Origin of the sequence: Pseudomonas medicaginis (assembly GCF_965119365.1) — a bacterium.
GTDB lineage: Bacteria > Pseudomonadota > Gammaproteobacteria > Pseudomonadales > Pseudomonadaceae > Aquipseudomonas.
The window spans coordinates 2039038-2065684 of sequence record NZ_OZ221631.1 but is presented as its reverse complement, the minus strand read 5'-3'; the positions used below and the strand labels follow the sequence as shown (position 1 = coordinate 2065684).

At 60.8% G+C, this 26647-nt stretch carries 26 protein-coding genes; 1 reads left to right on the top strand and 25 read right to left on the bottom strand.

The genetic code is table 11. The annotated features are described in order from the left end of the window. Nucleotides 1-4: 4 nt before the first annotated feature. Nucleotides 5-2134: a flagellar biosynthesis protein FlhA gene (gene flhA / locus ACMTA2_RS09100; protein ID WP_413794584.1), complete on the bottom strand. Its 2130-nt coding sequence runs from the start codon at nucleotides 2132-2134 to the stop codon at nucleotides 5-7. 269 nt (nucleotides 2135-2403) lie between these two features. Between flhA and ACMTA2_RS09095 the strand changes: the two genes are divergently transcribed. Next, the gene (locus ACMTA2_RS09095) at nucleotides 2404-4317 is read left to right on the top strand and encodes a hypothetical protein (RefSeq protein WP_413794583.1); all 1914 of its coding nucleotides are present in this window, start codon (nucleotides 2404-2406) and stop codon (nucleotides 4315-4317) included. Nucleotides 4318-4360: 43 nt separating this feature from the next. On the opposite strand, the gene flhB is transcribed toward ACMTA2_RS09095, so the two are convergent. The 24 genes from flhB to fliD form a co-directional block, all read right to left on the bottom strand. Further along, complete coding sequence (flhB, locus tag ACMTA2_RS09090) at nucleotides 4361-5497, bottom strand: flagellar biosynthesis protein FlhB (RefSeq protein WP_413794582.1); 1137 nt, start codon at nucleotides 5495-5497, stop codon at nucleotides 4361-4363. A gap of 3 nt (nucleotides 5498-5500) precedes the next feature. Continuing rightward, the gene (gene fliR / locus ACMTA2_RS09085; protein ID WP_413794581.1) at nucleotides 5501-6283 is read right to left on the bottom strand and encodes a flagellar biosynthetic protein FliR; all 783 of its coding nucleotides are present in this window, start codon (nucleotides 6281-6283) and stop codon (nucleotides 5501-5503) included. A 4-nt stretch (nucleotides 6284-6287) separates the two neighbouring features. Further along, nucleotides 6288-6557 (bottom strand): flagellar biosynthesis protein FliQ, encoded by a 270-nt coding sequence (fliQ, locus tag ACMTA2_RS09080; RefSeq protein WP_003184009.1) that lies wholly within the window; start codon nucleotides 6555-6557, stop codon nucleotides 6288-6290. 23 nt (nucleotides 6558-6580) lie between these two features. Beyond that, complete coding sequence (gene fliP, locus ACMTA2_RS09075) at nucleotides 6581-7330, bottom strand: flagellar type III secretion system pore protein FliP (protein WP_413794580.1); 750 nt, start codon at nucleotides 7328-7330, stop codon at nucleotides 6581-6583. Continuing rightward, the gene (gene fliO / locus ACMTA2_RS09070; RefSeq protein ID WP_413795617.1) at nucleotides 7330-7740 is read right to left on the bottom strand and encodes a flagellar biosynthetic protein FliO; all 411 of its coding nucleotides are present in this window, start codon (nucleotides 7738-7740) and stop codon (nucleotides 7330-7332) included. Before fliO ends, fliP begins: the two co-directional genes overlap by 1 nt. 27 nt (nucleotides 7741-7767) lie before the next feature. Next, nucleotides 7768-8226 carry a flagellar motor switch protein FliN gene (gene fliN / locus ACMTA2_RS09065; RefSeq protein ID WP_413795616.1) on the bottom strand — a complete coding sequence of 153 codons (459 nt, stop codon included), beginning with the start codon at nucleotides 8224-8226 and terminating at the stop codon, nucleotides 7768-7770. Between the two features lie 71 nt (nucleotides 8227-8297). After that, on the bottom strand, nucleotides 8298-9266 hold the full coding sequence (fliM, locus tag ACMTA2_RS09060) for a flagellar motor switch protein FliM (RefSeq protein ID WP_053120288.1): 969 nt from the start codon (nucleotides 9264-9266) through the stop codon (nucleotides 8298-8300). 9 nt (nucleotides 9267-9275) lie between these two features. Next, entirely contained in the window at nucleotides 9276-9779 is a 504-nt protein-coding gene (fliL, locus tag ACMTA2_RS09055; protein WP_413794579.1) for a flagellar basal body-associated protein FliL, read from the bottom strand. Nucleotides 9780-10005: 226 nt separating this feature from the next. Beyond that, entirely contained in the window at nucleotides 10006-11376 is a 1371-nt protein-coding gene (locus ACMTA2_RS09050) for a flagellar hook-length control protein FliK (protein WP_413794578.1), read from the bottom strand. 88 nt (nucleotides 11377-11464) lie between these two features. Continuing rightward, nucleotides 11465-11809, bottom strand: a complete 345-nt coding sequence (locus ACMTA2_RS09045) for an Hpt domain-containing protein (protein WP_053120282.1) — start codon at nucleotides 11807-11809, stop codon at nucleotides 11465-11467. 31 nt (nucleotides 11810-11840) lie between these two features. Beyond that, nucleotides 11841-13547, bottom strand: a complete 1707-nt coding sequence (locus tag ACMTA2_RS09040) for an ATP-binding SpoIIE family protein phosphatase (RefSeq protein ID WP_413794577.1) — start codon at nucleotides 13545-13547, stop codon at nucleotides 11841-11843. A gap of 5 nt (nucleotides 13548-13552) precedes the next feature. Then, nucleotides 13553-13858, bottom strand: coding sequence for an STAS domain-containing protein (locus ACMTA2_RS09035; RefSeq protein ID WP_192259455.1), 306 nt, complete (start codon nucleotides 13856-13858; stop codon nucleotides 13553-13555). 102 nt (nucleotides 13859-13960) lie between these two features. Then, complete coding sequence (gene fliJ / locus ACMTA2_RS09030; RefSeq protein WP_053120276.1) at nucleotides 13961-14410, bottom strand: flagellar export protein FliJ; 450 nt, start codon at nucleotides 14408-14410, stop codon at nucleotides 13961-13963. Nucleotides 14411-14416: 6 nt separating this feature from the next. Then, nucleotides 14417-15775, bottom strand: coding sequence for a flagellar protein export ATPase FliI (fliI, locus tag ACMTA2_RS09025; protein ID WP_003199089.1), 1359 nt, complete (start codon nucleotides 15773-15775; stop codon nucleotides 14417-14419). Beyond that, complete coding sequence (gene fliH, locus ACMTA2_RS09020; RefSeq protein WP_413794576.1) at nucleotides 15765-16610, bottom strand: flagellar assembly protein FliH; 846 nt, start codon at nucleotides 16608-16610, stop codon at nucleotides 15765-15767. Before fliH ends, fliI begins: the two co-directional genes overlap by 11 nt. A gap of 7 nt (nucleotides 16611-16617) precedes the next feature. Next, nucleotides 16618-17637, bottom strand: a complete 1020-nt coding sequence (gene fliG / locus ACMTA2_RS09015; protein ID WP_003199086.1) for a flagellar motor switch protein FliG — start codon at nucleotides 17635-17637, stop codon at nucleotides 16618-16620. Continuing rightward, nucleotides 17630-19414: a flagellar basal-body MS-ring/collar protein FliF gene (fliF, locus tag ACMTA2_RS09010; RefSeq protein WP_413794575.1), complete on the bottom strand. Its 1785-nt coding sequence runs from the start codon at nucleotides 19412-19414 to the stop codon at nucleotides 17630-17632. The genes fliG and fliF overlap by 8 nt, the downstream gene beginning before the upstream one ends. Nucleotides 19415-19429: 15 nt before the next feature. Continuing rightward, nucleotides 19430-19756 carry a flagellar hook-basal body complex protein FliE gene (gene fliE / locus ACMTA2_RS09005; protein ID WP_003199082.1) on the bottom strand — a complete coding sequence of 109 codons (327 nt, stop codon included), beginning with the start codon at nucleotides 19754-19756 and terminating at the stop codon, nucleotides 19430-19432. Between the two features lie 223 nt (nucleotides 19757-19979). After that, nucleotides 19980-21374 (bottom strand): sigma-54-dependent response regulator transcription factor FleR, encoded by a 1395-nt coding sequence (fleR, locus tag ACMTA2_RS09000; protein ID WP_413794574.1) that lies wholly within the window; start codon nucleotides 21372-21374, stop codon nucleotides 19980-19982. Between the two features lie 5 nt (nucleotides 21375-21379). Further along, entirely contained in the window at nucleotides 21380-22588 is a 1209-nt protein-coding gene (locus tag ACMTA2_RS08995) for a sensor histidine kinase (protein ID WP_413794573.1), read from the bottom strand. 110 nt (nucleotides 22589-22698) lie between these two features. Further along, nucleotides 22699-24174, bottom strand: coding sequence for a sigma-54 dependent transcriptional regulator (locus tag ACMTA2_RS08990; protein WP_003199076.1), 1476 nt, complete (start codon nucleotides 24172-24174; stop codon nucleotides 22699-22701). A gap of 169 nt (nucleotides 24175-24343) precedes the next feature. Further along, the gene (gene fliT / locus ACMTA2_RS08985; protein WP_413794572.1) at nucleotides 24344-24640 is read right to left on the bottom strand and encodes a flagellar protein FliT; all 297 of its coding nucleotides are present in this window, start codon (nucleotides 24638-24640) and stop codon (nucleotides 24344-24346) included. A gap of 11 nt (nucleotides 24641-24651) precedes the next feature. Then, nucleotides 24652-25047: a flagellar export chaperone FliS gene (fliS, locus tag ACMTA2_RS08980; RefSeq protein WP_109751342.1), complete on the bottom strand. Its 396-nt coding sequence runs from the start codon at nucleotides 25045-25047 to the stop codon at nucleotides 24652-24654. Nucleotides 25048-25178: 131 nt separating this feature from the next. Beyond that, nucleotides 25179-26609, bottom strand: coding sequence for a flagellar filament capping protein FliD (gene fliD / locus ACMTA2_RS08975; RefSeq protein WP_413794571.1), 1431 nt, complete (start codon nucleotides 26607-26609; stop codon nucleotides 25179-25181). Nucleotides 26610-26647 lie beyond the last annotated feature (38 nt).

Here is a 26647-nt window from a genome sequence, read left to right as displayed (position 1 = left end):
TACCTCAGCCGTTGGGCCCTACTGTCGCAACGATGGTCACTTGCTTGTTGTCCGGTATTTCCTGATACGCCAGCACATGCAGCCCCGGGACCGCGAGGCGCCCGAATCGCGAGAGCATCGCGCGAATCGGACCGGCCACCAGCAGGATCACCGGTTGGCCTTGCATTTCCTGCCGCTGGGCTGCTTCGATCAACGAACGCTGCAGCTTCTCGGCCATGCTTGGCTCCAGCAGGACACCCTCTTCCGAGCCTTGTCCTGCCTTCTGCAGACTATTGAGCAATATCTGTTCCAACCTTGGCTCCAAGGTGATCACAGGCAGCTCAGACTCAGTGCCTACAATGCTTTGGACGATTGCACGGGACACGCCAACCCGAACCGCAGCCACCAAGGCGGCGGTATCTTGACTCTTGGAGGCGTTGTTGGCGATGGCTTCGGCGATACTGCGTATGTCACGCACGGGCACCTGTTCGGCCAGCAGCGCCTGCAACACCTTGAGCAACTGCGACAACGAAACCACGCCCGGCACCAGCTCCTCAGCCAGCTTCGGCGAGCCTTTGGCCAATACTTGCAGCAGTTGCTGGACTTCTTCGTGGCCAATCAGCTCGCTGGAATGCTTGTACAGGATCTGGTTCAAGTGCGTCGCCACCACGGTACTGGCGTCCACCACGGTATAGCCGAGGGACTGGGCCTGGGCCCGCTGGCTGATTTCAATCCACACCGCCTCCAGGCCGAAAGCCGGATCCTTGGCGGTGATGCCGTTGAGGCTGCCGTAGACCTGGCCGGGGTTGATCGCCAATTCACGGTCGGGATAGATCTCGGCTTCGGCCAGGATCACCCCCATCAACGTCAGGCGGTACGCGCTCGGCGCCAGGTCGAGGTTGTCGCGGATGTGCACGGTGGGCATCAGGAAGCCCAGGTCCTGGGAGAGCTTCTTGCGCACCCCCTTGATCCGCGCCAGCAACTGACCACCCTGGTTGCGGTCGACCAATGGAATCAGGCGATAACCGACTTCCAGGCCGATCATATCGATAGGGGTCACGTCATCCCAACCCAGCTCCTTGGTTTCCATGGCGCGGGCTGGCGACGGCAGCAGTTCCTGCTGGCGCTTGACCTCTTGCAGGGCCTGGACCTTCTGCACGTTCTGCTTCTTCCAGAAGAGGTAGGCACCACCTGCCGCCATGGCCGCCATGCTCAGGAAGGAGAAATGCGGCATCCCGGGCACAATCCCCATCACCGCCATCAAGCCAGCAGCCACTGCCAAGGCCTTGGGCGAGGCAAACATTTGCCGGCCGATCTGCTTGCCCATGTCTTCGGAGCCCGAAGCACGGGTCACCATGATCGCGGCCGCTGTGGATAACAACAGTGATGGCAATTGCGCCACCAAACCGTCACCGATGGTCAGCAAGGCGTAGACCTTGCCGGCATCGCCGAAGCTCATGCCATTCTGGAAGATACCGACGGCCATGCCACCGACCAGGTTGATGAACAGAATCAGCAAACCGGCGATGGCGTCACCGCGCACGAATTTGCTGGCACCGTCCATGGAGCCATAGAACTCGGCTTCCTGGGCCACCTCCAGGCGACGCAGCTTGGCCTGGCTCTGGTCGATCAGGCCGGCGTTGAGATCGGCGTCGATCGCCATCTGCTTGCCGGGCATCGCATCGAGGGTGAAACGCGCGCTCACCTCGGAAATCCGCCCGGCGCCCTTGGTCACCACGACGAAGTTGATGATCATCAAAATGGCGAAGACCACGATACCAACCACGTAGTTACCGCCGATCACCACTTCACCGAAGGCCTGGATCACTTTACCGGCAGCCTCGTGCCCCTCATGACCGTGGATCATCACGACCCGGGTGGACGCTACGTTCAGCGCCAGACGCATGAGCGTCGCCACCAGCAGAATGGTCGGAAACACCGCGAAGTCCAGCGGCCGCAGGGCGTATACGCACACCAGCAGCACGACGATCGACAGGGCGATGTTGAACGTGAAGAACACGTCCAGCAGGAACGGCGGCACCGGCAGCATCATCATGGCGAGCATGACCATCAGCAACAACGGCACGCCCAGATTGCCCCGGCTGAGGTCTGCTACGTTGTTGCGTGCGGTGCTGAGTAACTGAGAGCGATCCACCAATATTCCCCGTTCCTGTGAAGCAAACTTTTGACGCCCATAGCGTCTTGGGAGCTGCTTTTGCAAAAAGCCGTCCAACTTTGGTGGAACGCAAAAATTGAGTCGAACCCAGGTACTGGCCCAGAAGCTGCGCATGCCGCTAGCACCGAACAAGCGGAGCGTCAACCTGACACATCTGAGAGTGGTCAAGACAGACAACGGAGTGTTGAATGGATGCCCGATCAATGTGGCGCTACCGAAAGCCGCAGCGCATCTGGCGGAGGCTTGTCATGACCGATAACACTTCTCTTGCCAAACAAATGGGCGTACATCCGGACCACTTGGATGAACAGGGCGTGCTGAAACCTTATGTTCCGCCTGATTTCACGCCCTTCCCTTACGAGCCATACCCCGACACCGAACAAGCGACCCACTGTGAACCCGCCCCTGATGATGAGGGGTTTTCAGCACCCCGGGTCGGCTGGTGCCCGAACGGCAGTATCAGTGGAGGTATCTGCTCGCCCTTCAACAATGTTCGACCCAACTGGATGGGCTACTACCCCGGCGTTACCGGGAGCCTGCGCATCGATGAAATGATATTGCCCGGCACGCACAACTCGGCGATGGATAAGCAGGCTGGTTACAGCAACAGCCTCGAGACCTGCCAGGACGTATCACCCCATAGTCAATTACATACAGGTATCCGGGTGCTCGATCTGAGGGTCCAGTTTTACTGGGGCCTTGCGCAGTCAGACCCCAGAAGATTTTCGATCTTCCACAGCGGTAACTCTGGCAGGACCGTTTCAGGCGACTGCCTGCAAGCGGCGATAAACCTCTATACCACCCACGATAAAGAAGTGGTGATCCTCGATTTCCATGGATTCAAAGACTTTACCGACGCAGCACATCGGGAGTTGGCCACAATCATAAAAAACCGACTGGGCAACCGATTGATCGAGCCCAAGTGGAACATGCTGGTACTCAGGCAGTTATGGGCCTTGCAGAAGAATGTCGTGATCGCCTACAACAGCAGCCAACGAGATCCGCTGTTCTGGCCAGGGGTCAATCAACGCTGGATAGGCACGGATCGGCCTTCCAGCGGCGAACTGAAGAGTTTCATCGATCGGGTGGGTAACGAGCCCAAACCCGACTATGAGCTACGCGCCATCCAGGCGCATAAATACACCCAAGTCTATCAACCTGACGACATGTCCTCAGACGTCATGAACTGGTTCCCAGCAGGCGCTGCAAATTCACCGATCATGAAGTATCACATCATCAATACGGACTGGTCCTTGCGACACCGGCATATCGACAACTGCATTCATGCCAACAGCTTCAGAAGCAAGCAATGGAGCGCCCTTTCACTAACGCCTCAGGAACTTACCAACGGCTTCATACCCCATGGACACCGGGCAATCGTCTTGGACATATACGACGGCAATTGGCGGGACACGCTGCACCTTCCTCCCTATGCAACACCCGATGGCACCGTGCTCATCATCAACAAGGCTCAATGGCATACAACCCTCCAAGTATCCAACAGTAACATTCCAACCGACAATCTGATGCTGGTGCAAGGTGATGTAGTGCTATTCATCTACAACGCCCTCCAATCCAAATGGATAGTGCAGCCCGAAGTTGTCCACTCCCCCAACGCCTCGGGCGATACGGTCCCGAACGTAGGTGCCGATGAGAAATTCATTCGTTATCGGACCGAGGATTACAACTGGACAGAACACATCTACCTGCCAGGCACAGCACCTGCCTATAGGTATCTCGAGATAGCGTCCGACATAACGGCCACCGAAGGCTGGCACAGCCATATCCATCGTCAATCCGGCGAGCGGGTCTATCGCTGCCAGCGGGGCGACCAGTACCTCTTCATGTTCAACCAAGGCGCCTGGCAGGTGGTAAAGGCGGCCATACACAGTTATGGCGCAGCCCAGGCGGGCGCCCAGATGGCAGATACCGGCACCGAAGAAACCCAGGTGCATTTCAGGAACGGGGACTTTGTCCGGCAGATCACACTTCCTGCCAATGCCTGGAACAACGACAAGGTCACCCTGACCTCCAGTGCAACCTACACCGCTACCGTCATGGGTACCAACCTGGCAACAGGAGTCGAACTGCAGCTTAAAACAGGCGATACCCACCACTTTCGCTATGTCGCTTCAACCAACAAGTGGAGCAGAGTTCCGTAGCTCAGGAGGAGCCTGGCCCGACGCCGCCCAATCCGCTCGCACCTTAGGAATCGCGACGCAAATCCGGCGGAATCGGCAAGTCTTTCAGCGGCTCGGGGCGCTTGCCCTTGCCCGCGCGGTGCTGGCGGATCTGGTAGACGTAGGCCAACACCTGGGCCACGGCCAGGTACAGGCCTCCAGGGATTTCCTGGTCGAGTTCGGTGGAGTAGTAAATCGATCGCGCCAGGGCCGGGGACTCGAGCAGCATGACCTCATTGGCCACGGCGATCTCGCGGATCTTCAAGGCCAGGAAGTCGCTGCCCTTGGCCAGCAAGACCGGAGCGTTGCCCTTGTCGGGATCGTACTTGAGGGCGACGGCGTAGTGAGTCGGGTTGGTGATGACCACATCGGCGTCGGGGATTGCCGCCATCATCCGCCGCTGGGAGACCTCGCGCTGCAACTGCCGGATCCGCTGCTTGACCTCTGGCTTACCCTCCGCGTCCTTGTGTTCGTCGCGTACCTCCTGCTTGGTCATCATCAGCTTCTGCTTGCTCTGATACAGCTGGATCGGCACGTCGATGGCGGCGATCAGGATCAGGCCGCAAGCCATCCACAACGCGCTCCAGCCCACCAACTGCACGCTGTGGATAATCGCCTGCTCCAGCGGTTCGTGAGCAATGCGCAGCAGATCGTCGATGTCGGCCTGCAACACTGTCAGCGCGACGAACAGGATCAGCAGGAATTTCCCAAACGCCTTGAGCAACTCCATCAGCGCCGTGGTGGAAAACATGCGCTTAATGCCGGCAGCCGGGTTCATCCGGCTGAACTTGGGGGCCAGGCTACCGGCGGCGAACAACCAGCCGCCCAGGGAAATCGGGCCGATGAAAGCAGCCAGCAGCAAGCAGATCAAGACCGGCTGCACCGCCAGGATCGCGATCTTGCCCGAGTGCAGCAGATACTGGGACATGGCCCCCGGAGACAGCAGCACCTCGCGGGGCAGGGAGAAATTCAGGCGCATGATTTCCAGCAGGTCCAGGGCCAACCCGCCGCCATAAATCAGCAACCCGCCCGCCCCGGCCAGCATGATCGCCAGCGTGTTGAGTTCCTTGGAGCGGGCGGTCTCGCCCTTTTCCCGGGATTCGCGCAGGCGCTTTTCCGTGGGGTCTTCTGTCTTGTCCTGACCACTCTCGCTTTCGGCCATGGTTCAGCGTGCCTGTGCCATGTCGCGCAAAAGCTGCAAGGCCTGGGTGGCCAGCGGCTGATACTGATTGAGGATATCCCCCAGGCTGACCCAGAAAATCACCATGCCCAGCACAAGGGTCAGCGGGAAGCCAATGGAGAAAATATTCAATTGCGGCGCCGCGCGGGTCATCACGCCAAACGCGATGTTGACCACCAGCAACGCAGTGATCGCCGGCAATACCAGCGCCATCGCCGCGCCCAGGACCCAGCCGAGCTTGCCGGCGATTTCCCAGAAATGATTGACCAGGAACGCACTGCCCACCGGCAGGGTGGTAAAGCTCTCGGTCAAGACCTCGAACACCACCAGGTGCCCGTTCATGGCGAGGAACAACAGGGTCACCAGCATCGTCAGGAACTGACCGATCACCGCTGTGTTGACGCCGTTGGTGGGGTCGACCATGGACGCAAAGGCCATGCCCATCTGGATCGAGATGATTTGCCCGGCCACCACGAAAGCCTGGAAGAACAGTTGCAGCGAGAACCCCATCAAAGCCCCGATGAGAATCTGCTCGGCCACCAGCATCAGCGCACTGAGGTCCAGGGCATTGACCGGCGGCATCGGGGGCAGCCCGGGCGCGATGACGACCGTGATCGCCAGGGCGAAATACAAGCGCACGCGCCGAGGCAGCAGGGTCGTGCCGAAGACCGGCATGCTCATCAGCACCGCGGTGACGCGAAACAGCGGCAGGATGAACGAGGCCACCCAGGAACTGATCTGGGTATCCGTCAGCTCGAGCATCGACATGGGGTCAGCCGATCAACTGCGGAATACTGCCGTACAGCTGCAGGATGTATTCCATGAAAGTTTGCACCAGCCAGGGGCCGGCGACGATCAACGTCACCAGCATCACCAGCAGGCGCGGCAGGAAGCTCAAGGTCTGTTCGTTGATCTGGGTCGCAGCCTGGAACATCGCCACCAGCAACCCCACCAACAGGCTGGGGATCACCAGGATGGCAACCATCATGGTCGTCAGCCAGAGCGCTTCACGGAACAGGTCTACCGCTACTTCAGGCGTCATATCGTCCTACCCGCACAAAAGGCCTAAACACCGCCGAAACTGCCCGCCAAGGTACCGATGATCAGCGCCCAGCCATCCACCAGCACAAACAGCATGATCTTGAACGGCAGGGAAATGATCAGCGGCGAGAGCATCATCATGCCCATGGCCATCAGTATGCTGGCGACCACCAGGTCAATGATCAGGAACGGGATGAAAATCATGAAACCGATCTGGAACGCGGTTTTCAGCTCGGATGTCACGAACGCCGGCACCAGGATGGTCAGCGGCGCCTGGTCGGCACTGGGGATATCGGTGCGCTTGGACAGGCGCATGAACAGCTCCAGGTCACTGCTGCGCGTCTGGGCCAGCATGAAGTCCTTGATCGGCACCTGGGCCTTGGCCACGGCATCCTGGGCACTGAGCTTCTCTGCCAGGTAAGGTTGCAGCGCATCCTGGTTCACCCGATCGAACACAGGCGCCATGATGAACATGGTCAGGAACAGCGCCATGCCAGTGAGGATCTGGTTCGAGGGGGTCTGCTGCAGGCCCAGGGCCTGGCGCAGGATCGAAAAGACAATGATGATCCGGGTGAAACTGGTCATCAGCATGACGAACGCCGGGATGAAACTCAGCGCGGTCATGATCAGCAGGATCTGTAGGCTGACCGAGTATTCCTGGGCCCCTTCGGCGTTGGTCCCCAGGGTGATCGCCGGGATCGACAGCGGGTCGGCGGCGAACGCCAACGGTGCGGCCAGCATCAGGGCCAATGCCAACAGAATGCGCAACGGCATTACTTCTTATCCTTCTGGTCTTTCCCCAGCAGTTCCATGAGGCGCTGGGCAAATTCGGGGCGGGCCGGCTCGGCGGAAGGGATGTGAACCGGCTCCTTGAGCACGTGCAAGGCGGTGATGGTGCCTGGGCTCAGGCCCAGCAGGATCTGCTCGTTGCCGACCTGGACCAGCACCAGCCGGTCGCGAGGTCCCAGTGCGCGGGAACCGACGATGTCGATGACCTGGCCCTTGCCGGTCGGCCCCGCCTGCTGAACGCGCCGCAACAGCCAGGCGAGAAAGAAGATCAAGCCCAGCACCAGCAGCAAGCCGAGCACCAGTTGCGCTAGTTGCCCGGCGACACCACTGCCCACCGCCGGCGCAACGGTCGCCGTGGCAACCGGTTCGGCCGCCAGCACGCTCAATGGCAGCATCGACGCTGCGGCGAGGAAACCTTTCACTCAGCGCAGCTTCTTGATGCGTTCGCTCGGACTGATCACGTCCGTCAGGCGAATGCCGAACTTCTCGTTGACCACCACCACTTCGCCATGGGCGATCAAGGTGCCGTTGACCAGCACGTCGAGCGGCTCGCCGGCCAGGCGGTCCAGCTCGATCACCGAGCCCTGGTTGAGCTGCAGCAGGTTGCGGATGTTGATATCGGTGCTGCCCACTTCCATGGAGATCGACACCGGGATATCAAGGATCACGTCCAGGTTCGGTCCATCCAGCGTGACCGGCTCGTTGCTCCTGGGCACGCTGCCAAACTCTTCCATCGGCAAGCGGTTGGACCCGTGATTACCACTGTCGGCGGCCAGCAAGGCGTCGATGTCGGCCTGCCCGGCATCGCCGGTTTCTTCCAGGGCCGCAGCCCATTCGTCGGCCAGCGCCTGGTCATCCTGGGTATTCATATCGTCAGCCATCATTTGTCCTCGGCGGGCAAAAATCAGTAAAAAACTTAATATCCGTTAAAAACTCAAGGGTTCGACACCCTTCAGCGGCGTTCGATCGGCTCGATCACCTGCAACGCCAAGTTGCCTTTGTGAGAGCCCATCTTCACCTTGAAGGCCGGCACGCCGTTGGCGCGCATGATCATGTCTTCCGGCATTTCGACGGGAATGATGTCCCCCGGCTGCATGTGCAGGATGTCCCGCAGACGCAGTTGGCGCCGGGCGACCGTCGCGCCGATCGGCACATCGACATCGAGCACGTCCTGGCGCAAGGCATTGATCCAGCGCTCGTCCTGGTCGTCCAGATCCGACTGGAAGCCGGCATCGAGCATTTCGCGCACCGGCTCGATCATCGAATACGGCATGGTCACGTGCAGGTCGCCGCCGCCGCCATCGAGTTCGATGTGGAAGGTCGAGACCACAATGGCTTCGCTCGGTCCGACGATGTTGGCCATGGCCGGGTTCACTTCCGAGTTGATGTACTCGAAGTTCACTTCCATGATCGCCTGCCAGGCTTCCTTCAAATCGATGAAGGCCTGCTCCAGCACCATGCGCACCACCCGCAGCTCGGTCGGGGTGAATTCACGGCCTTCGATCTTGGCGTGTCGACCGTCGCCCCCGAAGAAGTTATCCACCAGCTTGAACACCAGCTTGGCGTCGAGGATGAACAGCGCGGTGCCGCGCAACGGCTTGATCTTCACCAGGTTCAGACTGGTGGGCACGTACAGCGAATGCACGTATTCACCGAACTTCATCACCTGTACGCCACCGACGGCCACGTCGGCCGAGCGGCGCAGCATATTGAACATGCTGATACGGGTGTACCGGGCGAAACGCTCGTTGATCATTTCCAGGGTCGGCATGCGTCCGCGAACGATGCGATCCTGGCTGGTCAGGTCGTAGCTTTTGACGCTGCCCGGTTCAGCAGCGTTTTCGGTCTGTACCAGACCGTCGTCGACACCATGCAACAGCGCATCGATTTCGTCCTGGGACAGCAGGTCCTGCACGGCCATGTCGTGTTCCTACTGCAATACGAAGTTAGTGAAGAGCAACTGTTCGATCACCACTTTGCCGAGCTCTTTCTGAGCCACTTCCTGCACGCTGGCCGTGGCTTTCTGGCGCAGCATTTCCTGGCCGACGGGCGTGGCCAGGGTGTCGAAGTTCTGTCCGGAGAACAGCATCACCAGGTTATTGCGGATCAGCGGCATGTGCACCCGCAGCGCTTCCAGGTCAGCCTGGTTGCGACCCTGCAACGTAATGCTGACCTGCATGTAGCGTTGACGACCGTTTACGGTGTAGTTGGCCACAAAGGCGGGCGCCATCGGTTCGAAAATCGCCGGCTGCTTGCCCACCGGCGCAGCCTCGGCCGCCACCGCAGGCTTGCTTTGTGCGTTGTGCATGAAATACCAGGTGGCCCCCACGGACAGGCCGATCGCCAGGAGCAAACCCACCACGATCATGATGATCAGCTTGAGTTTGCCTTTGGTTGCAGGGTCTTTTACAGCTGCTGCTTCGCTCTTCGCCATGCCAATAATCCGTCACTAATCGGGGTTTTCACTGTTGCACGGCAAGGCTGGAGCAAGTGTTATGCCAGAAGTGTCGGAAGGGAAAGAGACGGCGAGTGATTCGGGCTAACCCCAATCGATGTGGGAGCGGCCTTGCTCGCGAATGCGGTCTGGCAGCCAACACAAGTGTTGAATGTTGTATCGCATTCGCGAGCAAGCCCGCTCCCACACGAGGTGCAGCGCTTGATCAGGCGTAGTAGTCGACCGCGCTCGTGCCGATGACGCTGGTCGTGCTGGCGGCCACTTCAGCGATGCTGACCGGCGCGGATTCATCCGCGGCATCCACCGACCCACTGGAGGATGTCGTACGCCCGGCCCGGGCCTGCTGCTGGGCTTGCTGCTCCTGATTCTGCGAACCACGGGATTGATCCGACACACTGACGTCGACCTGGCCCATGCCCTGCTGGGTAAAACTTTCCCGCAGGCGATGCAACTGGCCCTCGAGCGCTTCACGAACGCCGGAGTGGGCACTCATGAACGTGACTTGGGTCTGCTGGTCCGGAACCATGTTCACCCGGATATCCAGGCGCCCGAGCTCGGCGGGTTGCAACTGGATGTCCGCCGCCTTGAGATTGACGCTGGACAGGTACATCACCCGATTGACCACCTCTTCGGTCCAACCGCTCTGATTCATCGCGATAGGTTGGTTGACCGGCGCCGCGTTGGCGGTTTTGGGCGTAGCGGCCTGGGTCAAAGCAGCCAGGCGGTTGGCGAAATCATCCACGCGGGTGTCACTGGACGCGGAACCCAGGTCCTTGAGGCCCTCGCTGATCAAGCCACCGAAGGCCTTGTCGCCGCCCTGGCTGCCGGACTCGGTACTGTTCTGGTCGGCTTGCACACTGAGCATGCTCGCCATGCCAGCGGCAAAGGTCTGCGCCGATGTCGGCTCACCGTCGGACGGCGCCGGGGCAGCGCTCTTGGGCTGCGCCTGGCTGGTGGCGGAAACATGCCCGCCCTGCTCCATCGCCAAGCGCAAGGCGGGCAATGCATCGAGTGGGTCGGCTTCCGGGTCGAAGGCTGGATCGACGGCCGGGACCGCAGGCTGGGCCGGCGCGGCCAATGGGACAACCGGTGCCGCGGCTGCGGTGGTTACTGGCGCATCAGCCGCGACCACCACGGGGGCAGGTTCCGCGGTGGCCGCGACCGGCACCGTCATATCCGGCAGCACGCCTGGATCGAGGCTCGGATCGGCAGGCGCCGCATCCGCCACCGGCGTTTCAGCCGAGTCGGCGCTGTCATCGCTGGCCGCCTTGTCGTCGGCACTGGTCGGCTTGTCCGCGGGCAAGGGTTTGCCGCTATCGGCAACCGTCGGCTCCGCGGCGGCAGCGCTTTCGTTGCCCGTGTCTTTTTTGACGCTGTTGTCGGCAGCCTTGTCGCGGGCCGATTTCACCGAGGGCTCTGGGGCCGCCGCTGTTTTGGCTGGCGCCTGCTTGGCGAAGACTTGAGCGAAGCTGGAGGCTCTATCCCCGAGGGCCGGGGCCGCTGCCGGTGAATTGACGGCGACCTGGGGCTTGGCCTGGACAGAGGCCTGAAGCAGTGAATTGGGGGTAACGGGCATAAAAAGATCTCCGCTGCACTGGAATCATAGGTACAGTCGGAACTAGACAATGCAAGGCACGGGCCAATGTCTACCCGGCCATCAAATCTCAGCAATGAAAGCCTTCGCGCTCTTCCCGGCACAGCTTGCGGACATGGGCGAATTCGCTGTCGATTTCGTTGACCAGGCTCTCGATGCCGCCCAATGACGGCTGCTTGGCACGCTGCTCCAGCTCGCCGCACAACTCGGCCAGGCGGATGGCACCCATGTTGCTGCTGCTGCCCTTGAAGCTGTGGGCGGTGGCGCTCAGTTTTTCGGCGTCCCGCGCTTCATGCAGCACGCGCAGGCGAGCCTCGGAGTCGTTGAGAAACGTATCCAGCAATTCCAGATACCCCTCCTCCATGACTTCCTTCAACGTGCTGAGCACGTCGCGGTCCAGATGAATCTCGTTCACTTGTTCGCTCCCTGATCAAGAATGGCCCCAATTATGCCAGAGCCTCCCAGAAAAACTCCACGCGCGCACTACGACCATCGTCTGACCAACTGGCCTGGTGGCTCAACTGGCGTACCAGGCTCACGCCGCGCCCCGACAACCGATCATTGTCCACCGGCCGTGCGAGCACCCGGGCGACATCGAACCCCCCGCCACTGTCTTCGACCTCAATGACCAGGTGACCGCCCTCGCCGCTTGGCGAAACGTTCAAGTGCACCCGCACGTAACCGTCGCTCAGTTCCTCCAGGCGCGTATTACGCTCCCTGTAGTAGCGGGCAAAACCCGCCGCGTCACGCTTGAGGCTCGAGTCGAGCCCCAGCACGCCGTGATCCAGGGCATTGGAGTAGAGCTCCGACATGACACTGTAAAGGGCACCACTCTGCGCCCTGAGGCCATGCACCTCAAGCAGCATCTGCAACAGGTAGGGCATAGGGTTGAAGCGCTTGAGCGTCTGCGCCCGGAACTCGAAGCTCACCGACCAGTCCAGCGGGCTGGACTGGCCGCTATCGGAGTAGACCGGTGGCGGTGGATTGAGTTGCGCCGGCGCGACCAGTCGCAATTCGACCATGCTGAAGTCGTCACGGGCCTCCCCGCGAAAATCCCGCAAGGCCTGCTGGATGTCCTCAAAAAGACCGTCAGGCTCACGGTTGGCCGCAAAAACCTGCAGCAGCCGCTCCACGCCAAACGGCTGGTCGTCGCGATCACTGGTTTCGATCACACCGTCGGACAACAGGAACACCCGGTCTCCCAGCGACATCGGATGCACTTCGGTGCGGTCATCGAACAAGTGCGGCGTGAGCACGCCTAACGGCAGGTGCCGCGCCGGCAATGGCGTGCGCACGCCGCTGAGACCGTCATGCAGGTAACCATCGGGCATGCCGCCGTTCCAGATCTCCAACGTGCACCGCTGGAAGCTCAGGCATAACAGCGTTGCACAACAGAACATATCCACCGGCAGGATACGCTTGAGCTTGGCATTCATCTCCCGCAGGATCTGCGCCAGGCCATAACCCTTGGCCGTCATCCCGTAGAACACTTCCGCCAGCGGCATCGCACCGACGGCCGCTGGCAGGCCGTGCCCGGTGAAATCCCCCAACAGGACGTGCATGTCGCCGGCCGGGTTGAACGCCGCCAGCAGCAGGTCGCCATTGAACAAGGCATAGGGTGATTGCAGGTAGCGGATGTTTGGCGCGCTCAGGCAGCCGGAGTGGGCGATCTTGTCGAACACGGCCTTGGCGACCCGTTGCTCATTGAGAAGATAGTCATGGTGACGGGCGATCTGGTCGCGCTGCTCCACCACCGTGGCCTGCAACCGGCGCAAACGGTCCATGGCCTTGATCTTGGCCGCCAGGATCACCTGGTTGTAAGGCTTGGCCAGGAAGTCGTCGCCGCCCGCTTCCAGGCAACGGGCGAGGGCTTCGCTCTCAGTCAAAGAGGTGAGGAAAATGATCGGGACCAATTGGTCCCCAGCCAGTTGCTTGATTCTCTGCGCGGCTTCGAAGCCGTCCATCACAGGCATCATCGCGTCCATCAGCACCAAGTGTGGACGCTGTTGCAGATAGACATCGACCGCCTCGGCACCATCGGCCGCGGTGAGCACGTGGTGCCCCTGGCGGCGGACAATGGTCGACAACAGCAGGCGATCGGCGGCACTGTCCTCGGCAATCAGGACCGTCAGTGATTCCGACGACGATTGCATGGCAATCAACTGATATCGAACAGCTTGTCGAAATTGGAGATCGCGAGGATTTTCTTGACGTCGCTGCTGCTGTTGACGACCCGGATATCCGACTCGTCGCCACCGGCATGATCGCGCAACAGCAAGAGCATGCCCAAGGCGGAACTGTCGAGATAAGTGGCTTCTTTCAAATCCACCACGATGGACTCGGGCTTCGTATTGAGTCGCTCATAGGACTCACGAAACTCCTGATGCCGTCCGAAATCGAATCGGCCTTTGATCGAGATCGTCAGCTTATGCCCATCGGGGGATACTTCGGTAACGACTGACATGATCGGCTTCCTTGTCATGGACATACGTGTACAAGGTGTAGCATCTGGTAAAGGTCAGAGCAAGGTTTTGCCTCGTTCATCCGACAAAATCCTCGTTTCGCATCAATAGGGGTTCTGACGCGGCAGGCGCTGGGACAATTCATCGAGCAGTTTTTGCTCGCGCCTGTCTTCCAGTTGCCGTGCCTCATCGATATAACGCTGCACAAGCTTGCGCAGCCCTTCGACCCGGGCAAACGCTTCTTGCCAGCTCTGGCGGGCCTTTTCCAAGTTGTTCTGGTGCCAGACCAGGCTCTGGCGCTGCTGATCGATGGCCGTGCCCAACTGCGCCAGAAACCCCTGGTATCCCAGCAGCCATTGCCCGGAGACCCCGTGGCTGCCGCGGGCAATCCATTGTTCCTGGTATTCGAGTCGAAAATTTTCAAGGTCCGCCAGCTTGCTCTCGGCAACGGCCACTTGCCCCTGGAAATACGCCAGTCGCTGGACGGCGGTCTTCTCGGCTTTCTCCGCCATGTCCACCACTGGCGCCAGGCGCGCCGCACGACTCGTGGCCATGACCGGTTACGTGCCTGAGACCGGAGCGAAAATGGTCTGCAAGTGCGCTTCGCTGGCGCCCATGCCGATGTTGTCGTTCAGGCTTTGGCGCAGGTAGACGGCCATGGCCGGGTAAAGACTGATCGCGGTGTCGGTCTCGCGGTCACCGCCGGGCACATAGGCGCCGACGCTGATCAGGTCACGGCTTTGCTGGTAGCGCGACCAGTACTGCTTGAACTGCTGGGCCCGTTTCATGTGTTCGGCACTGATCACAGACGGCATGACCCGGCTGATGGAAGCCTCGATATCGATGGCCGGGTAGTGACCTTCTTCGGCCAGGCGCCTGGACAGCACGATGTGGCCGTCGAGCACACCCCGGGCCGAGTCGGCGATAGGGTCTTGCTGGTCATCGCCTTCGGACAGCACGGTATAGAACGCAGTGATCGAACCGCCGCCCTTTTCCGCATTGCCGGCGCGCTCGACCAGTTTCGGCAGCTTGGCGAAGACCGAAGGTGGATAACCCTTGGTGGCCGGCGGCTCACCGATGGCCAGGGCGATTTCCCGCTGGGCCTGGGCGAAACGGGTCAACGAATCCATCAACAGCAGGACGTTCTTGCCCTTGTCGCGGAAATACTCGGCGATGCGTGTGCAATACATGGCGGCCCGCAGCCGCATCAATGGCGCATCGTCCGCTGGCGAAGCCACCACCACCGAACGCTTGAGCCCTTCCTCGCCAAGGATGTGCTCGATGAACTCCTTCACCTCACGACCCCGTTCACCGATCAGCCCCACGACGATAATGTCGGCTTCGGTGAAACGGGTCATCATGCCCAGCAGCACACTCTTACCCACACCGGTACCGGCAAACAGGCCCAGGCGTTGGCCGCGACCGACCGTCAATAAACCATTGATGCAACGGATGCCCACGTCCAGCGGCACGCTGATGGGGTCACGCTTGAGGGGGTTGATCGTCGGGCCGTCCATCGGCACCCAATCTTCGGCCTTCATGCCGCCCTTGCCGTCCAAGGCCCGCCCGGCCCCGTCCAGCACGCGCCCAAGCATGCTCATGCCCATGGGCAGGCGACCGTTGTCGGCCAGGGGCACCACGCGCGCGCCGGGGGCGATGCCGGCCACACTGCCCACCGGCATCAAGAAGACCTTGCTGCCGGAAAAGCCCATGACTTCGGCTTCGACCTGCACCGGGTGGTAGCTGTCGTCGTTGATCACCATGCAGCGGCTGCCCATGGCGGCACGCAGGCCCTCGGCTTCGAGGGTCAGGCCGACCATGCGCAGCAGGCGTCCTTCCAGAATCGGTTGGCCAGCCAGTTCACTGGCCTCGGCGTAGCTGCCCAGGCGCTTGCCAAAGCTGGTTCGCTCAAGGCGCATCGCGGCTGTCCAGTGCAGGAGCGTCCAATTCAGGTACATCCCCCCCGGCATCGGCCGGCACTGCATCAGCACCCACCAGGGGTTCGTCCGGCAAGTCCAGGCTCAGGTCGGCGGCGGCCGGGTGCAGGGCCTGTTCGTGCAATTGATCGAACAGCTTGGCCATGATCTGGCTGATACGGGTTTCAACGGTGGCGTCGATGCGGCTGTGTTCGGTTTCCACCCGGCAACCGCCCGGTAGCAGTGTCGCGTCCTCGACGATGCGCCAGGTTTCTTCATGACGCTCGCGCAGGGCCTTGACCAGTTCGAAGTCCTGGGGATTGATGTACAACCGCACGTTACCCACGCCCAATGGCAACAACTTGAGCGCTTCGCGCATGACCTGTTCGATCTGGGTCGAATCGATGGCCAGTTCACGCTGGATCACTTGCCGGGCAATGTGTTGCACCAGCCCGACCAGGGATTTTTCGATCTGGGTATCCTGCTCGGCGATGGGGTCGAACAGGTTGAGCATCAGCGATTCCAGCGCACGGAGCTTGGCCGTCAGCGCCACGTCGGCTTCCTGGCGGACCTTGAGCGTGGTGCTGTGGAAGCCTTCCTTTTCGCCCACGGCAAAGCCTTCGTTATAGGCTTCCTGGCGAATGCTCTCGACTTCCTCGAGGGTCAGTGGCTGGACTTCTTCCAGCGGCACTTCCTCCGGTTCCGGCAGCTCTTCCACCGGTTCCGGCTCAGGCTCGGGAACATGGGGGTCGAAGCTGGGCAGCGACCAGACGTCGAAACCACCGACGTCCCGGGCGCGGATCAGGTCGCTGGGTGCTTCATCACTCTTGGCAGACATAACGACCTTAGATCATCTCTTCGCCGCCCTTGCCACCGAGAACGATCTCCCCGGCTTCGGCCATGCGGCGGGCGATGGTGAGGATTTCCTTCTGTGCGGTTTCCACGTCGCTGACGCGCACCGGGCCCTTGGCCTCGAGGTCGTCGCGCAACAGTTCGGCCGCCCGTTTGGACATGTTCTTGAAGATCTTTTCCTTGACGCCTTCGTCCGACCCCTTGAGGGCCAGTACCAGCACGTCGGACGACACCTCGCGCAACAGCGCCTGGATGCCACGATCGTCGACATCGGACAGGTTGTTGAACACGAACATGAGGTCTTCGATCTGACCGGACAGGTCTTCGTCGAACTCGCGGATCGAGTCCATCAACTGACCTTCGATCGAACTGTCGAGGAAGTTCATGATGTCCGCCGCGCGCTTGATGCCACCCAGGGTGGTGCGCGAGGCATTGGAATTGCCCGAGAACTGCTTCTCGAGAATCTGGTTCAATTCTTTCAGGGCCGCCGGTTGCACGGTGTTGAGCGACGACACCCGCAGGATGATGTCCAGGCGCACCTTGTGGTCGAAGTTGCCCAGCACTTCGCCGGCCTGGTCCGGGTCGAGGTAAGCCACCACGATCGCCTGGATCTGCGGGTGCTCGTAACGGATCACGTCGGCAACGGCCCGTGGCTCCATCCACTTGAGGCTGTCCAGGCCGCTGGTATTGCCACCCAGCAGGATCCGGTCGATGAGACCGTTGGCTTTGTCCTCGCCCAGTGCCTGGGTGAGCATTTTGCGCACGTAGTCGTCGGAGCCGACGCCCAGGCTGGTCTGATCGCCGACGATGTCGACGAACTCGCTCATCACCTGCTCGACCTGTTCACGGTGCACGTTACCCATCTGTGCCATGGCCACGCCCACGCGCTGGACCTCCTTGGGGCCCATGTGGCGCAACACTTGGGCGGCGTCGGTCGACCCCAGGGACAGCAGCAGGATCGCGGCTTTGTCGACCCGGGACAATTTGGCAACAGCGGCTCGATTATCACTCATCTGCGTTAATCCACTCTTTCACGACCTGGGCCACACGACCCGGGTCTTCTGCCACCAGACTCTTGATGGCGTTCAACTGAGCGTCATAGCCTTCGCTCGGGCTTGGCAGCAGAATGCTCTGCGGCCCGCCGAGGCTGACGCGATCATTGGCCAATTCGCCATCCAGGCCGCCCATGCCTCCCAGCTCGACATCGCCCAGGCCTGCCAGTTGCTTGCTCTTGCCACCACCGGTGATGTTGTTGAGCACCGGACGCAGCACGCCAAACACCAGTACCAGGATAAACAGCACACCCAATACTTGCTTGACCACATCCCAGAACCAGGGTTGCGAATAAAACGGAATGTCGGCGACCACCTCACCGCGCTCCAGGGAGAACGGCACGTTGATCACGCTGACACTGTCACCGCGGCTGGCGTCGAAACCGACGGCATCCTGCACCAGGCGAGTAAAGCGCGCCAATTCGTCGGCGCTCCATGGCGCACGGCTGGTTTCGCCGTTGGCCGGGTTGACCTTGACCTGGTCGTCCACCACCACGGCGACCGACAGGCGATTCAAACGGCCCTGCTGTTGCTTGGTGTGGCTGATGGAACGGTCCAGCTCGAAGTTCTTGGTCGACTGCTGACGCTTGTCCGCCGGGTATGGCGCCAGCATCGGCTGGCCGGTGGCCGGATCCATGATCTGCTGGCCATTGGCATCGATCAGCGGCTGGCCTGGCTGCACCATGCCGGCGGCTGCCGTGGCGCCGCCGGTGGTTTGCGGCGCGCTGGCCGGCGACGGCGGCTGGTTGCTCAGGGCACCCGGCACACCTTGCGGGCCATTGCTGGCGGTACGCTGCTCACTCACCGACTGCTCGCTGCGCAACGCCGGCTGGTCCGGGTTGAACTGCTCGGAAGTGGACTCGACGGCGCTGAAATCGACGTCGGCCGACACTTCGGCTTTATAGCGATCATTACCCAGGATCGGTTGCAGGATGTTGTGCACCCGCTGGGTCAGCATGCCTTCCATGCGACGGCTGTAATCGAATTGCTTGCCGGCCATGGTCAGCTCGGAGTTCTCCGCCTGGTCGGACAGCAGGTTGCCTTTCTGGTCGACCACCGTGATCTGGGACTTGCTCAGCTCGGGTACGCTGGTCGCCACCAAATTGACGATGGCCACGACCTGGCCCGGCTCCAGGGATCGGCCCGAGTACAGCTCGACCAGTACCGAGGCACTGGGCTTGCGCTCATCGCGCACGAATACCGAGCTTTTCGGAATCGCCAGGTGCACACGGGCGCCCTTGACGTTGTTCAGGCTGGAAATGGTCCGGGCCAGCTCACCTTCCAGGCCCCGACGATAACGGGTCGCTTCCATGAACTGGCTGGTGCCCAGGCCCTGGTCCTTGTCGAGGATCTCGAAACCGATGTTGCCATCGGTCGGCGTCACCCCGGCGGCGGCAAGCTTGAGGCGTGCACGGGCAACGTCATCGGCCTTGACCAGCAAGGCGCCGGAATTGGGTTCGACGGTATAGGGAATGTCGGCAGAAGCCAGGGTCTCCATGACTTGCTTGGCGTCCATGCCCGCCAGGCTGCCGTACAACGGACGGTAGTCTGGCTGCTGGGACCACAACACCACAGCGAAACCAATCGCCACGCTGGCAGCCAGGCCGACCAACAGGCCGACCTGACGCAGCATGGTCATCTCGGAGAGATTTTCCAGGAAGGACAGGCCGAACAACGGCGGTTTGCCGTCTACCGGAGTGGCCTTGGCTGGAACGTTATCAACGGCTGCTTCTGCCATGACTCAATAATTTCCTTAAACCGGCATCTGCATGATGTCTTGATAGGCTTGAACCAGTTTGTTGCGAACCTGGGTCAACGCCTGAAACGAGACACTGGCTTTCTGCGAGGAGATCATTACGTCCGTCAGGTCGACGCCACTCTTGCCAATCTCGAAAGCACTGGCCAACTGGTTCGACGCCTGCTGGGTATCGTTCACTTTATTGACGGCCTGACCGAGCATGTCGGAAAAGCTGCTGCCACCCACCTGGGGGACCGCGACCGATTTAGGCTGGGCCATGGCGTCCATTTGCATGGCCCGCATGTCCAACATCAACCGATTAAATTCAATACCTTGGCTCATGGTCTACTCTCTCTGGCGGCCCGCGTTTTTTTGACACTTACTCAGCGGGTACACGGGTATTAGCAACAAGGGTGCCAGCTCCATGGCGATAGAAAACAAATGCGCGCCCAAGCCCATGTGGGAGCGAGCTTGCTCGCGATGACTCAGTCACACCCGACATCAATGCGACTGATCTACCGCTATCGCGAGCAAGCTCGCTCCCACAGGGATTCGTAGTGTTTATTCAACTGGCGAACAGGTAAGCCTCGACGTCCATGCCGGCGTCGCGCATCTGCGCCAACTTGTAGCGCAAGGTGCGCGGGCTGATCCCCAAGCGTTCGGCCGCCTCCTTGCGACGACCGCGCTCGGCGCGCAGGGTGTCGATGATCATCTGGAACTCGCGACGGCGCAGGTCATCGCCCAAGGCGCCAACCGACTCGCCCTCGACGTCCGGCGGTGGAGCGGCAGGTGCTGGCGGCGCCGGCGCCAATGCAGGCAAGGGCGCACAGGCCACCGGACCCGCCAGGCAAAAATCCTCCGGCTGGATCAAGCCGCCCTGCTGCAGGATCAAGGCACGCTGAATGGCGTTATCAAGCTCCCGGACATTGCCCGGCCAGGGGTAGGCAACCAGGCAGGCCCGGGCCTCGGCCGAAAGACGGGCCGCCGCATGTTTCATTTTATTGACGTGTTTGTTCAGCAGGCGCTCGGCCAGCGGCAGGATATCGGCGGTGCGCTCGCGCAACGGACGCCAGGCCAGCGGGAACACCGACAGACGGTAATAGAGGTCTTCACGGAAACGCCCCGCCGCGACTTCGCCGGCCAGGTCGCGGTTGGTGGTTGCCACCACGCGGATGTCCAGGCTGATGGGCTTGCGCGCACCAACCCGTTCCACTTCCCGCTCCTGCAATACTCGCAACAGCTTGGCCTGCAGGCCCAAGGGCATTTCGGAAATTTCATCGAGCAGTATCGTGCCACCGTCAGCCTGTTCGAATTTGCCGGCCTGGGCCGCGATGGCGCCGGTGAACGAACCCTTTTCGTGGCCGAACAGTGTCGCCTCGAGCATGTTGTCGGGAATCGCCGCGCAATTGATGGCGATGAACGGCTCCCCGGCGCGCCGGGACTGTTGATGGATATAGCGCGCCAGCACTTCCTTGCCCGTACCGGACTCGCCGGAAATCAACACGGTTGAATCGCTGCGCGCCACCCGCGCGGCCAATTCCAGCAGTTGCGCACTGGCCGGCTCGATGGCCACCGGCCCTTCGCCCTCGACCGCGAGATTGCCCAAGGCATGGCGCGCAACCAAATCCAGCAGGGCCTTGGGCTCGAACGGCTTGACCAGGTAATCCGCTGCCCCCTGGCGCATGGCATCCACCGCTCGCTCGACGGCGCCGTGGGCGGTCATCAGCAAGACCGGCAGCTGCGGCTGACGGGCACGCAACAGGCCGAGCAATTGATGGCCGTCCATGCCCGGCATGTTGACGTCACTGACCACCAGGCTGAACGCCTCCCGGCCCACCGCCAGCAAGGCCTCCTCCGCCGAACCGACGGCGGCGTAATCGTGCCCGGCCAGCACCAGCGTATCGGCCAGCGCCTCGCGCAGGGCCCGGTCGTCCTCAACCAGCAACACCTTGATCACCATTGCCTTCACTCCACCCCTGGCGCATTGGAAAACAGCGGCAGGATCACTGTTGCACAGGTGCCACGACCCAGCCGAGAGCGCAGCAGCAATTCTCCCTGATGAGCACGGGCCACGGCCTTGACCACGGTCAGGCCCAGGCCGGTGCCGGTGGTCTTGGTGGTAAAGAACGGCTCGCCCAGACGCGCCAGCACGGCCGGCTCGATACCACTGCCGCTGTCGCTGACCGACAGGCGCAAGGTGTTGTCGCGCGTGTATAAATGCACCTTCAGCCGGACGTTACCGCCGCTGGCCTGGATCGCGTTTTCGAGGAGATTCAACACCGCGCCCACCAAGGTGTCGCGGTTGCACAACACTTCACCGACATGACTGTCGCACTGCCAGCGGATCGGCAACTCTTGTACATGGGTCAACGCCGCGGCCCGCAGCGATTGAAGCAAGGCCTTGGGGCTGACACGGTCGGTCAACGGCAGCTCGCCGCGAGCGAACACCAGCATGTCGCGCACCTGATGCTCCAGTTCGTGCAGGCGCTCTTTCAAGCGCCCAGCGAAGCGTTGCTGGGTTTCCATCGGCAATTGCTGCTCAGTCAAATGACTGGCATAGAGGAGCGCGGCAGAAAGCGGCGTACGAATCTGGTGGGCCAGCGACGCCACCATACGCCCCAGGGAAGACAAGCGCTCATGGCGCGCCAACTGGTCTTGCAGGTGACGGGTTTCAGTCAAGTCATTGAGCAGCACCAACTGCCCGGGCTCGGCATCCAGCGAGCGTGTCGAGATGGACAGGCGCCGACCGTCCTTGAGGGACACTTCATGACCGTCGTCTTCCCGGGGCGCAAAGCAGCGGGCGATGACGTGTCGCCACAGCTCGCCTTCCAGGGGCAGGCCGAGCAACTCGCAGGCCGCCGGGTTGGCTTCGCGCACACGACCATGGGCGTCGATGACGATCACGCCACCGGGCAACAGGTCGAGGAGGTTTTGCAGGCGATTGGCCAGGCGTTCCTTTTCCGCCAGCTCCTGCATGCGCTGGGCACTGACCACGGCCAACTCACCCTTGAGTTCGGTGACCCGGGCCTCGAGCAGGCTGTAGGAATCCGTCAGTTGGCTGGACATCTGGTTGAACAGCGAAAATGCCTGCTCAAGTCCAAGCCGGCTTGCCTGTTCGGCGGACGGCATGTGCCCCGGTTCGGGGACAGGAGTCATCTGGGCGGCTTGGGTCATCGTGCTCTCTCGCTTGGCTGACCGTCAGTTAAACGGAACGTTGCGAGGGCTATAGCAATACCCGTGCCGAAAAAAAACCGCCTGAAAATCAGGCGGTTGGAAAACAGGCGTCAATCATCCGCCTGTTCATCTCCTTCGCGGCGGCTCATGCCGTACTTGCGCATCTTCTCCACCAGGGTGGTACGGCGGATGCGCAGGCGCTCTGCCGCGCGGGCCACGATACCGTTGGCATCGTCCAGCGCCTGCTGGATCAGCCCTTGTTCCAGCCCTCCCAGGTAATCCTTGAGGTCCAGCCCTTCGGGCGGCAACAAGGCATTGGCAGTGAAGTCCGGCGTGTGGCCATTGATGGCCACGCGCTCTTCCAGGTCGCTGCGCAGGCTGTCGACCATTTGCTCGTCTTCGTCATCGACGTAGCGGAATTTCTTCGGCAGCTCATTCACGCCGATCACCCCGTACGGGTGCATGATCGCCATGCGCTCCACCAGGTTGGCCAGCTCGCGGACGTTGCCCGGCCAGCCATGGCGGCACAGGGACATGATTGCCGCCGAATTGAAGCGGATCGAACCGCGCTTCTCGTGCTCCATGCGCGAGATCAGCTCGTTCATCAGCAACGGGATGTCTTCGACGCGTTCACGCAGCGGTGCCATTTCGATCGGGAAAACATTGAGGCGGTAGTAGAGGTCTTCGCGGAAACTGCCAACCTCGATCATGCTCTCGAGGTTCTTGTGCGTCGCGGCAATGATCCGCACATCGACACTCTGGGTCTTGTTGCTGCCCACGCGTTCGAAGGTGCGCTCCTGCAGGACCCGCAACAGCTTGACCTGCATCGGCAGCGGCATGTCGCCGATTTCATCGAGAAACAGCGTACCGCCGTTGGCCAGTTCGAAACGCCCGGCGCGACTGGTGATCGCGCCGGTGAAGGCGCCTTTCTCATGGCCGAACAGCTCGCTTTCCAGCAACTCGGCCGGGATCGCGCCACAGTTGACCGGCACGAACGGCGCTTCGCGGCGTTTGGAATGGTAATGCAGGTTGCGCGCGACCACTTCCTTGCCGGTGCCAGACTCGCCCAGGATCAGCACGCTGGCGTCGGTATCGGCGACCTGCTGCATCATCTGGCGCACGTGCTGGATCGCGCGGCTGGTGCCGACAAGGCTGCGGAACAGGTTGGGTTCGCGATGCCTGCCGCGCTCGCGGGCCTGATCGTACATCTCGCGATAAACCTGCGCGCGGTGCAGAGAATCAAGCAGCTTGCTGTAGCTGGGCGGCATTTCGAGCGTGGAAAGTACCCGGCGACGCTGGTCTTCAGGCAAGTCAAGGGAAGAATTTTCGCCCATTAACAAAACCGGAAGGAACTCATCCCAGGTTGAGAGTGTCTTTAGCAAGCCCAAAAGCGTTGCGGGAGCATTTACGGTCCCGATAAGGACACAGATGACTTCACGACTGGACGACAATGAGCCGACAGCCTGCTGCCAATCATGGCTTCCGCAGGGTAAATTTTCTTCGCCAAGAAAATTCAGGATCACCGCCAGGTCGCGGCGGCGAACGCTATCGTCATCGATCAGGAGAATTTTGGTTTCACGCCACATGCAATAGCAACTTCCCTAGTCAACCCAATGCCCGAAATTAGGGGGCAAGCTAGACGCTTGCAGACTTGTCATGCCTGTAGACGCCTTAAATCTGTAAACAGCTACTAGTTAAGTCAAAAAACCGTGCACAGTCAAATTTATGGCGCAACGGGCTCGGATTAACTGAGCATTAACCGAACAGATGGTAAACCTTTGCAGCGTTCTGTGCTTGATGGATCTGTTGCATCTCGTCGACGATCGCCTGACGCTCTCCTGTGGCCGCCTCCAGCAATTGCCGATATACCCCCAGCAACTCCTCAAGATTCAGCCGCAACGCCGCCTCGTCCACCTGGGACTCGCCCAGGACCTCTTCCATGCAGGAACGGCAAGCCAGGTCCAACTGACCGATGGCCTCCCAGTTTCGCTCGGCCAGGGCATCCACCAAGGCATCACGGGTTTGTTCGATTCGCTGCAGGACAAGACTCATGAGAGCGCTCCTTAGAATTGCGGACCAGGCGCGGCAATGGCATCCCAGCCTTCCTTGACCGTGCGAAGCAGATCGGTGACTTCGTCGAGGATCTTCGGATCGGCCTTCACGTTGGCTTCGGCCAGACGTTTCATCATGTAAGCGTAAAGAGCATCCAATTCAGCGACCGACTCGGCCTGGTTTTCCAGGTCCAGGCCTTCGCGCAAACCACCGACGATGCCGATGGCCTTGCTGATCAGAATGCCTCTGTTTGCAATATCCTTGCGCTCCATCGCGCCCTTGGCCTGGGCGATACGATCGAGCCCGCCTTCCATGAGCATCTGCACAAGACGATGGGGACTTGCTTCGGAGGTTTGCGCCTGGGCGCCAATCTTCTGGTATTGGCGAAGGGCTAACATCGGATTCATGTTCTACCTCATCAAAAAACTTCGGTTCGTATAAACAGCGTATCGACGCTGCGTCAAAAAACTTTAGACCGAAAAGGCGAAAGCCCGGAACGTTGTCAAAACGTTGCCGGGCTTTTTTCAGCGGTCGAAAATCAGCTGTTTTTCTGCTGCGCCGTCAATGCTTCGAACATCGAGGTGATGTTACTGGCAGTGGCCTTCAGCTTACCGACCAGGGTATCCATGTCGTTGTACTTTTTGGTCAGCGTGGCGGTCAGGGTCTCGACCCTGCGATCCAATGCTTCCTGATCGTTCTTCAGGCGGGTCTGGGTCCTGCTCAGCGCCGTGGTCCGCTGATCGAGGATACCCCCCGTCTGGCTGTAGGGTTCGATCGCCTTGCCCATGCGCTCCAGCAGCCCATTGGTGCCAGTGAACAACGTTTGGACTTCACCGCTGAGCTTTTTGTCGTTCATCGCCGTGTTGAACTTGGTGGTATCGAAGTTCAACGCGCCCGTCTTCTGGTCGGTGGTAATACCCAACTGGGCCAGCGACGTCAGCTTGTCGCCAGCGCCGGTTTCAGACAAGGGCGTCCGAATCGCGGCCAGCAGCGAGCGAGGCAACGCGTCACCGGTCAATTTTGCCGACACCGTCAGCTTCCCATCAGCGTCGAGCGAAGGCTTGGTCAGTGCAGTGATGCTATTGGCGATCGCGTTATAGGCATCGACGAATTTCTGGATCGAGGCTTTCAGGCCATCGTTGTTCGGTGCCACGGTGACGGTTGAAGTGCCCCCGTCCGCTACTCCGAGCAAATTCAACGTCAGTCCGGAAATCGCCGTGCTGACCGTATTGCTCTTGCTGGTCAGCGCCATGCCATCAACGGAAAACTTCGCGTCCTGGGCCAGGGCGCCGATGGCACCCGCCGAAGAAGCCGTCAACGCAGCCCCCCCGGCACCTACGACGTTCGTCCCATCGATCTCCAGCCCCGCGATACCGCTCACCGAGATATCGGAACCTGTGCCGGTAGTGCTTGAACCCAGCACCAGCCGCGAACCGAAAGAGTCGGTGATGATGTTGGCGCTGAAACCAGCAGCCTTGAGCGAAGAGTCGGCGTTGATCGCGTCACGAACCGATTGCAGGGTCGCACCGGATGCCACGTCGAGGTTGTAGTCGACGCCGTTCTGCTTGATGGTCAACGTGCCGCTCGGAATGGCACTGCTAGTGCCACCGGCGAAGGCTGCCGAGGTGACCTTGGAAGCCGTGGCGATATTGTCGACCTTGATTGCATAGGTACCGCCCACCGCCGAGTTGCTGGCGGTAGCCGTCAGAACGCCGGGTGCGGAAGATGTTGCAGCAAAACCCGAGAATTGCGGGGTCGTGGTGCTGGACAAGTCCTTCATGGCGGTATTGAAGGCTGCCAGCAACGACTTCAGGGTTCCCACCCCGGAGATACTGTTGGTAGTCGTCGTCGTCGCTCGGGTGATCTGACCTTGCTTGGCGGCCTTGTCGGAATCGACCAGCGCCTTGACGATCGCAGTGGTATCAAGGCCAGAGCCTAGACCCAAGCCAGGTAGAATTGGACTTGCCATGTGGGACTCCCTTCAGTGTGTCGCCGGCCTTTTGACCT